Below are 8772 nucleotides of genomic sequence, written 5' to 3'. Positions count from 1 at the left end.
CCGCAGCCCCCGCCCCCGTCCGGGCGGGGGCTGCGGCGCTGTCCGCGGGCGCCCCGGGCTCACCCCGGGGCCGCCGTCCGCAGCCAGGCGGCCAGGCCCAGCACGACGGGGACGGCGTACCACCAGCGGCTCACCGTGCGCAGGTACACCGGCAGCATCGACAGCAGCAGGCCGGCGAAGGCGAAGCCCATGACCGCGTACGCCTGCACCTCCATGTCGTCCCGGAGGCGGACGTCGTCGGGCGCCGGATCGGCACGCAGCAGGAGCAGGCACAGGTACGCCGCCGGCAGGTAGACGAGCCCGAGCGGCACGCCCAGCACCCACTGCAGGCAGCCGCGGTCGCCCGGGAGGCAGTCGCTGTAATCGCCCTGGTCCTCGTCCTTGTCCTCGCCGGCGTAGTCGTCGCTCGCGCTGTCGCGTCGGAAGCCCATGACCTGCGCGCCCCTCCACTCTCCGGCCGCCCGGTACGGGCGCAAGACGCCGCCCGCCCCCGGCGCGGTTCCGGCAGGCGGTCGGCCCTATAGTCGGCGGCCGTTGTCCAACGAGCAGTAAACGGGGGCCTGATGGCGATGAAGGCGATGCGGGAGATACGGGCGGCCCGGGCGGCGGCCCGGCTGATCGGGAGGCGGAACGCGCTGCGCTACCTCGCGCTCGGCGCGAGCGCCGCCCTCGCGGCGGCCTGCACGGGCAAGGGCGCGGAGACGGCGGGCACGGGCGGGCCGGGCACGGGGCCCGCCCCGTCCGGCAGCACGGGCCCGGCGCCCGCCCCCTCGACCGTCCCACCGGCGACGCCCTCCGGGACCGCCGGCGCGGAGCCCGGCCCGACCACCGCCGGGGTGCTGACCCGGGCGTTCGACGCGTTCATCAAGGGCAGGTGGCGGCTGGAATCCACGACGCCCGGCGGCCGGACCGCCACCGGAACGGTCACCGTCCTCGCCGACGGCGGCGGCAACGGCGGCTTCACCATCGACTGGGACGGACCCGACGGCAAGCCCGTCACCTGGACCGGATTCTGGCTGCTCCGCGGCGGCCACCTGCGCATCGACGTCCACACCGCCCCCCAGGGCATCAACCGGCTCACCGGCGGCGAGGCCCTCACCGTTCCGAAGGAGGTCGGAGAGGGCGCCTCCCTGCTGCTCCCGTGGAAGCCGCCCGGCCACAAGGGCACCAGCGACGGCCAGCAGCTGCAGGCCACCTACCGGGACGGGGTGCTGCGCATCGTCCACCGCGAGCGCGGCGGCAGCGAATCCGTGCACACCTGCACCCGCGCTCCCGGCTGACGGGGCGCACCCGACGGGGCGGCCGACGGCGGCCGGAAACGGGCCGCACCCCCGGCCGCCCCGCAGGCGCCGAGGGTGCGGCCGTGCCGCATCCGGCAGCGGCTGCGGCCGCCGGGCCGGAACTCGGCGCCGCCTGGGATCGGTACGGGCGGCGGCCGCGAGACCGGCCGCGGCCCGGGGCCGGTCGGCCGCCCTGCCGGCGTCCTCGGGGCCGTGGCCGTGCCGAATCCGGCAGCGGCCTGTGCCGGCCCGGGCGTCGGCTCCGTTCGGTCCGGGCGACCGGCCGGGCAGGAACCTGGCAGCAGTCCGGGGCCGGAGCCGGCGGCGGTCGGGATCGGTACGGCCGGCGGCCGGGAGGCCGGCCGCGGCCCGGGGCCGGTCGGCCTCCCTGCCGGCGCCGCAGGGGGCGCGGCCATGCCGAAACCGGCAGCGGCTCGTGCCGAGCACGGGAGCCGGATCCGTCCGGTCAGAGCGGCCCACCGGGCCGGAACCGGTAGCGGCCTGGGCCGGGACCCGGCAGCGGCTAGGGGCCGGCTTCGGCGGCGGCACGGGGCGGGCTTCGGCGGCGGCCCGGGTCGCGGCCCTTCCCCGTTCCTCCGCCCTTCCTCCGCCAAGTCCGCTCACCGGGGTCTGGCCCCGCCCCGTTACCGGTGCGTAAATTACCGGCGGTAACGCGGTAACTCCCGTGTCGAGCGGAGGAGAGCGCCATGAACGCGGACGTCATGCGGGCCGCCCCCAAGCCGGTGGAGCCCGTACGGACCGTCGTCGACGGAGTCGTGCGCCAGGTGGAGGTCCCCCCGCTGGCCGCCGTCCCCGCCGGCGGCTCGCTCGCGGACATCCCCTTCCACAACGCCCGCGAGGCCCCCAACACCGTCGTCCTCTCCCGCAAGCACCCCGACGGCACCTGGCACGACGTCACCGCCGCCGCGTTCGCCGCGGAGGTGCGCGCCGTCGCCAAGGGGCTCATCGCCGAGGGGCTCCGCGAGGGCGACCGGCTCGCGATCATGGCCCGTACCACCTACGAATGGACCCTGCTCGACTTCGCCGCCTGGGCCGCCGGACTCGTCACCGTCCCCGTCTACCCGACCTCCTCCGCCCTCCAGGCGCGCTGGATCATCCAGGACTCCGGGGCCGTCGCCTGCGCCGTCGAGGACACCACCCAGGCCCGCCTCATCAGCGCCGAACGCGCCAACCTGCCCTGGCTGGCCCACCTGTGGGAGTTCGACACCGGCGCCCTGGCCCGGCTCGCCAAGGCCGGCGAGCACATCCCCGACGCCGTCGTCCACGCCCGTCGCGCCGCCCGTACGCCCGACTCCGTCGCCACCCTCATCTACACCTCCGGCACCACCGGCCGGCCCAAGGGCTGCGTCCTCACCCACGGCAACTTCTTCGCCGAAGCCGACAACGCCGTCGAACTCCTCCACCCCGTCTTCCGCTCCGCCACCACCGAGCCCGCCTCCACCCTCCTCTTCCTCCCGCTCTCCCACGTCTTCGGCCGCATGGTCGCCATAGGCTGCCTCCGCGCCCGCGTCCGCATCGGCCACGCGCCCAGCATCAGCACCGACGACCTCCTCGCCGACCTGGCCGGCTTCCGCCCGACGTTCCTCCTCGCCATCCCGTACGTGCTGGAGAAGGTCTACAACACCGCCCGCGCCACCGCCGAGCGCATGGGCCGAGCCTCCTCCTTCGACCGCGCCGCCCGCATCGCCCGCCGCTACGGCGAAGCCGCCGAGAACGGCCGCCCCGGCATCGGCCTGCGAGCCGCCCGCGCCCTGTACGACCCCCTCGTCTACCGCCGCATCCGCGCCGCCCTCGGCGGCCACGTCCGCTACGTCATCAGCGGCGGCTCACCCCTCGGCCGGCGCCTCGCCGCCTTCTACACCGGGGCCGGCATCGACGTCTTCGAGGGCTACGGACTGACCGAGACGACCGGCGCCAGTACGGTGACCCCGCCGCAGAAACCCCGCCTCGGGACCGTCGGCTGGCCCCTCCCCGGCACCGCCGTCCGCATCGCCGACGACGGCGAGGTCCTCCTCCGCGGCCGCCACGTCTTCGCCGGCTACTGGAACACCGCACAGCTGCCCACCCGCCCCGACGGCTGGCTCGCCACCGGCGACATCGGCGAACTCGACGCCGACGGCTACCTCACCATCACCGGCCGCAAGAAGGACCTGATCATCACCTCCGGCGGCAAGAACGTCGCCCCCGCCCCCCTGGAGGACTGGCTGCGCGCCCACCCCCTGGTCGGCCAGTGCCTCGTCGTCGGCGACAACAGGCCGTACGTCACCGCCCTGATCACCCTCGAACCGGAGGGCCTCGCACACTGGCGCGCGATGCGGCGCCGCGAAGGCGTCCCGACCCGCGAACTCGTCCGCGACCCGGACCTCCTGGCCGAACTCCAACGCGCCGTGGACGACGCGAACCGCCTGGTCTCCCGCGCGGAATCCATCCGCAGGTTCGCGGTCCTGCCGGGCGAGTTCACCGAAGCGAGGGGCCACCTCACCCCGTCACTGAAACTCCGCCGCACGGCGATCGTCCGCGACTACGCGGCGGAGATCGACGCGCTGTACCGGCAGCGCTGAAGACGCACCCCCATCCGCGACACCGCTCAACCGCACCCGAGGGTCTTCAGGGTCTCCGCCATGTAGGCGCGCATGAACGCCTCGACGGCGGGCCGGAGATCGCGCTTCAGCTTGTCGGCCCGCTCCACCTGCACCGTGAGGGTGAAGTGGTCGCCTGTTACGGTCTTGCACCGGGCCGTGGCCGTGGCGCCTTCATTGCCAAGGACGGAGTCCTCGAAGCCAAGATCCACTCGGGCGGGTTCCGTCAGCCCGATGACAGAGCTCTCGCGGGAGTAAGCCATCAGGTCCCCTGGTGGGCCGTCGTGAAACGCAAACCGGAAATCGAGAGCGCGTTTACCATCCACGGTCACCACACAGGGGGCGGTCCGGGCTTTGTGCCGGTCCACTCGATTGCCCTCGGCGATTTTCCCGTGCGGCCGGAGCAGGGGACCGGACAGGTCCGGGGAGATGGGTGTGCCGCAGATCGTCTCGGGGATGGCTTCGGCAGCGGTATCGCAGGCCATCAGGCACAGCACGAGGGCGCCGCCCGCAGCGACCGAAGTCAAGGCCCGCCTCATTTGGCAGCCCCGCTCTCCGGCGGGGCGACGGCCTTGGCGCGGTCCGCACCAGCTCCGGAGGCTGTGTCCACCGTGTGCTCGTACTTGAAGCGGCCGGCGCCTGCGTCGTGCAGTTTCACCCACTCGTCGGTCAGCGCCATCAGCTGCTCGTTGCGTTTCTGGAACGCCTTGTAGGTCCCGTCTGTGAACTTTTCGTCGATGTGCTTCTGCTCATCCGCCAGCCACTTGTCGACCACGTAGTCGAATCCGGCCTGCACCTCTGAGTCATAGGCGGGCAGGTAGCTGATGGCGGTATCGAAGATCCACTTGTCGTTCCAGGCTGCCTGTTCGGCCGGTCCGACGGCGTCCGTGCGGGCCTGCTCCAGGAAGCCCACCGTGCGGGCGGCGCGCAGGAGGGACTCCTCCGGGTGTTTCTGGCCCGGTTCGTGGATCTCTCGGACCATGGCGTTGTTGATTCCGACGTTCAGGTTTCCGTAGGCCTCCTGGTCCTTGGAGACCTGCTTGATGACCTCGTACATGTCGTTCTGCTCCACCGGCAGGGACCGCATGTCCACGCTGCTGGTGACCTCGTGCACCGTGCCGGAGTGGTTCACCAGGATGGTGGACATCGGCTCGCGCAGGGACTCGGGAAGGTCGTCGCCGGCCTCCGCGAATTCGCTGATCGCGTTCTTGAAGACGGCCTTGTTGTCGGCGGAGTGCTCGACGAACTTCGGGTTGTCCGAGGACGGGTCGATGCCGGTCGCGCCGGCCAGCAGTGCCGCCGAGAAGCCCGCCCGGTCGTCCTTGTCGAGCTCGGGGGAGTAGTGGACGGCGTTGCCGTGCTCGTTCGCCTTGAGGACCACCTCCCAGTTCCGTTCCATGAGGTGCTTCATCCGGTCCTCGTCCTTCAGGTACGACGCCGACGCCTCCGGGTTGTGGCTCATCACCCCGAGGAGGCCGTCCATCGGGTCGTTGGCGAACCAGCCGGTCCGCTCCCCGCTGTACTCACCGCCCTTCATGACCCAGATGTCGTCCTTGTCCTTCTCCGCCTTCATGATGTCGTCGCCAACGTCGTGCAGGAACTGCTTCGAGTAGTCCCCGCCGCCCTGGCTCATCAGCGTGACCAGGGACTGGTAGCCGTATACCTTCTCCAGTCGCGTGTCCGTGAAGGAGGTGTTGCGGCGCTTCAGCCCCTCCTTCTGCATCTCGGCCCGGAACTTCTTGTACGTCTCCGAGTTCGGGTCCTTCGTCGCCGACGCGAGCGTGGCCCCCAGGCCCTTCTGGAGATCCGTGTAGTCCGACTTGTTCGCAGGGTTCCTGACGTGGATCTCGTCGCTGAGCCGGTTCGTCAGCTCGATCGTGCCCTTCGCCCCGAGCCCGCTGATGAACACCTGGCTGAACTCGGGCTTGCCGGAGTTGTCGCGGAAGGACCGCTGGAGTTCCGCCATCTCGGCCGGCGGGATCTTCTCGCCGCCAGCCAGGCGCGTGGCGATGCTCTCGGCGTTCCGCGCCTCGTACACCTCGACGTCACCCTGCGCCGCACCGTTGAAGCCTGTGCCCAGGGTGGTGTCGTTCTTGTCGCCGTAGCCGTCCGCGCAGGCAGCCTCCAGTGCGATCTTCACACCCTGGTCGGCGTCGTCGAGAGCCTTGACCGCGCTGGCGATGTGCTGTGTCCAGGCGTTCTCGGTGTTCTTCAGGTCCGGGTCGTGGCGGGCCGCGTTCGCTGTGGCAGCGTCCGCCTTGGAGTAGTCGAAGGTGCACCGGCCCTCGTCGGAGACCTTCATGCCGGCCTTCACCGCGTCGTCGCGGGCCGACTCGACCTTCTTTTTCAGGTCGGTGAACTGCTCGTGCGCGTCACGCAGCAGCCCGGCGATGGCCTTCGCCTGCGTCTGCGCGGCCGTGTACTCGTAGCGGGTGCCCGCGAAGTTGGTGTGGGCTGCACCGGCGCTCACGCCGGTCCAGGCCTGCCCGCCCATGGTGATCTTCTGGACGCTGTCCCGGTAGCGTTCCTCGACCTTCTTGAACTCACCGGCCATGGCGTCCCACTTGGTCGCGGCAGTGAGCAGGTGGCCGAAGTCCGTCGTCATGACCTCGTGATACGTCAACACGGCTGTCCCGCCCCTCAGATCCCGTTCAGCTTCGAGTCCGGAGCGGGCTTCACGAGATTGAATCCCTCGCCGGTCGTGATGTCGTTGCGCAGGAACATGTTCGAGGTCCCGCGCAAGGCGGTCTTCTCGGAGGCCAGCCTGCCCATCAACCCCGTCACCTGGCGGTCCCAGGTTTCCAGCACCTTCTTAAGGCCGGCCGAGGTGCTCCACCCGTCGAAGGCCTTGACCGTGCCGTTCGACGCCTCGTCCGCATGGTCCCCGGCCTTCTTGGTGCTCGGTTCCAGGTCGTTCTCGATGGTGTTCGCCGCGGCCTTCTTCTCGGCGGGCGCCGATCCGAAGTCCTGGGTGCCGGGAAGGAGCGGCCCGGACGGCGGCCCGGAGTTCAGCCGCATCGGCCCGTGCTCGGATGCGGTGGCCGGCGCCTGGCGCCAGTCCTGTTCGAAACCCATGGTGTCCCCCCGTCGGCCTGTTTGCCGGCGCCCGTCTTCGCGTCGCGTTCGCAACTTCAGGCGACGCTACCAGGGGCTGCGGGGCGGTCTCCGGGGTCCCGCGGATGCGGTCGCTGAGATGTCCGGAACCCGACAGTGTAGTCGCCCGTTTGGCGCATTGTCGCAGGTGGAGGCCATGGCGGGAGGAGATCGCGACTGCTCCGGGGGCGGGCGCGGGGCGTGGCGCCTATCGTGGGCTGACGGGATCGGGGGGCCGGCCCGAGGAGTGTGCAGTGCACCGTGCCCGCACCGGCGCCGTGGTCGGCGCAGCCTGCCTGCTCGCCCTCGCCGTACTGCCCGCCGACCCGCAGCGGCCGACCCCCGCGGCGGCGCCCGCCGCGTCCCGGATCCGGTGGGGCCCCTGCCCGGGGCAGCCCGTACCGGACGGCATGCGCTGCGGGTCCCTCGCGGTGCCGCTCGACCACGCCGACCCCGCCAAGGGCACCATCGACCTCGCCCTCGCCTCCATCCCCGCGAGCGGACCCCGCGCACAGCGCCTCGGATCGCTGGTCCTCAACTTCGGCGGGCCGGGCGCCCCCGGCGTCGAGGGCCTCGCCGCCGACGCCAAGGCCTTCGCCGACCTCGGCAAGCGGTACGACCTCGTCTCCTTCGACCCCCGGGGCGTCGGCCGCAGCACCCCCGTCACCTGCGGGGGCTCCATGGCACCCGACCCGGGGGCGGCCCGCGGCGACGCCGCCGCGCAACTGGCGGCACTGCGCGCCGTCGTCGAACGCTGCGAGCGCGCCTCGGGCCGGGTCCTGCCGTACATCGGCACCGTGCACGTCTCCCGCGACATGGACCTGATCCGGCGCGCCCTCGGCGAGGCGAAGCTGAACTACCTCGGCTTCTCGTACGGGACCCGCCTCGGCGCCGTCTACGCCGCCCAATACCCGCACCGCGTCGGCCGGATGGTCCTCGATGGCGTCGACACCCTCGTCGAGACGCTGACCGAGCAGGCGCTCGTCTCCGCCGAGGGCCAGCAGCAGGCGCTGGAGAACTTCCTCACCTGGTGCACCCGCCGCGCCGAGGGCTGCGTGTACGGGACGAATGCCCGAGCCGCCAAGGAGCGAGCCGACAGCCTTGTCGCCTACCTCGACGTGCATCCTCTCGTCGATGCGGACGGCGCTGCCTTCACCGGCCGGCACGCCGCCGCCGCCATCGCCGCCGCCCTGTACTCCCGTACGTCGTGGCCGGCGCTCGCCGATGCCCTGTCCCGGGTCGAACACCACGACGACCCCACAGGCCTGCTGCGTCTCGCCACGCCCGCCGAGGACCTTCCGTCCGACCTCGACGCCGAGCACGGCGTACCCGACCCCGACCCCGTTCCCGCGGACAACGCCGAGGCCGCCATGACCGCCGTGAACTGCGCGGACGACCCCGATCGCGGCAGCGACAAGGCCGCGCCCGCCGTGGTGGAGCGGCGGATCGCCGGACTGCGGGACCGGTTCCGCCAGGCCTCGCGCATCTTCGGCCCGCGCCAACTCGGCACGGTCCTGGCGTGCTACGGCCGGCCCGCGGGCACCGACTTCCTCCGGAGGATCGACCACCCGGGCGCCCCGCCGATACTGCTGATCGGCACCCGCGGCGACCCGGCCACCCCGTACCGGTGGACGGAGGAGACGGCACAGCGCCTGGGCTCGGCGGTCGTCCTGGACTACAAGGGCGACGGCCACACCGCCTACACAGCGTCTACGTGCGTCCGTGCATACGCGAACGCGTTCCTGGTGGACGGCGACCTGGCGTCGGGGACGCGGTCGTGCCCGGGGGTGGCGTAGGGG

7 protein-coding genes are annotated in these 8772 nt (G+C 72.2%); 3 read left to right on the top strand and 4 right to left on the bottom strand.

What is annotated here, in order from left to right:
- Window positions 1-59: 59 nt before the first annotated feature.
- A complete protein-coding gene (locus EF903_RS23320) occupies window positions 60-431 on the bottom strand; it encodes a hypothetical protein (RefSeq protein ID WP_125546197.1) in 372 nt (123 codons plus the stop codon).
- A gap of 132 nt (window positions 432-563) precedes the next feature.
- On the opposite strand from EF903_RS23320, the gene EF903_RS34275 reads away from it, so the two are divergent.
- Together EF903_RS34275 and EF903_RS23310 are read left to right on the top strand one after the other, a co-directional pair.
- Window positions 564-1280 carry a hypothetical protein gene (locus EF903_RS34275; RefSeq protein ID WP_185902780.1) on the top strand — a complete coding sequence of 239 codons (717 nt, stop codon included), beginning with the start codon at window positions 564-566 and terminating at the stop codon, window positions 1278-1280.
- A 707-nt stretch (window positions 1281-1987) separates the two neighbouring features.
- Window positions 1988-3862 (top strand): long-chain fatty acid--CoA ligase, encoded by a 1875-nt coding sequence (locus tag EF903_RS23310; protein WP_125546195.1) that lies wholly within the window; start codon window positions 1988-1990, stop codon window positions 3860-3862.
- Between the two features lie 26 nt (window positions 3863-3888).
- Here the strand turns inward: EF903_RS23310 and EF903_RS23305 are convergent, their stop codons facing one another.
- From EF903_RS23305 to EF903_RS23295, 3 genes are read right to left on the bottom strand one after another with little or no spacing between them, the layout of a single operon-like run.
- Entirely contained in the window at window positions 3889-4407 is a 519-nt protein-coding gene (locus tag EF903_RS23305; RefSeq protein ID WP_125546193.1) for a hypothetical protein, read from the bottom strand.
- A gap of 8 nt (window positions 4408-4415) precedes the next feature.
- Window positions 4416-6485, bottom strand: coding sequence for a hypothetical protein (locus EF903_RS23300; RefSeq protein ID WP_125546191.1), 2070 nt, complete (start codon window positions 6483-6485; stop codon window positions 4416-4418).
- Between the two features lie 35 nt (window positions 6486-6520).
- Complete coding sequence (locus tag EF903_RS23295; protein ID WP_260615819.1) at window positions 6521-6955, bottom strand: hypothetical protein; 435 nt, start codon at window positions 6953-6955, stop codon at window positions 6521-6523.
- 272 nt (window positions 6956-7227) lie between these two features.
- On the opposite strand from EF903_RS23295, the gene EF903_RS23290 reads away from it, so the two are divergent.
- Entirely contained in the window at window positions 7228-8769 is a 1542-nt protein-coding gene (locus EF903_RS23290; protein ID WP_260615818.1) for an alpha/beta hydrolase, read from the top strand.
- The last annotated feature ends 3 nt before the right edge of the window (window positions 8770-8772 follow it).

It is taken from the genome of Streptomyces sp. WAC05292 (assembly GCF_003949955.1).
GTDB lineage: Bacteria > Actinomycetota > Actinomycetes > Streptomycetales > Streptomycetaceae > Streptomyces > Streptomyces globosus.
The sequence above is the reverse complement of the archived record's forward strand: the minus strand, read 5'-3'. Positions and strand labels throughout refer to the sequence as shown.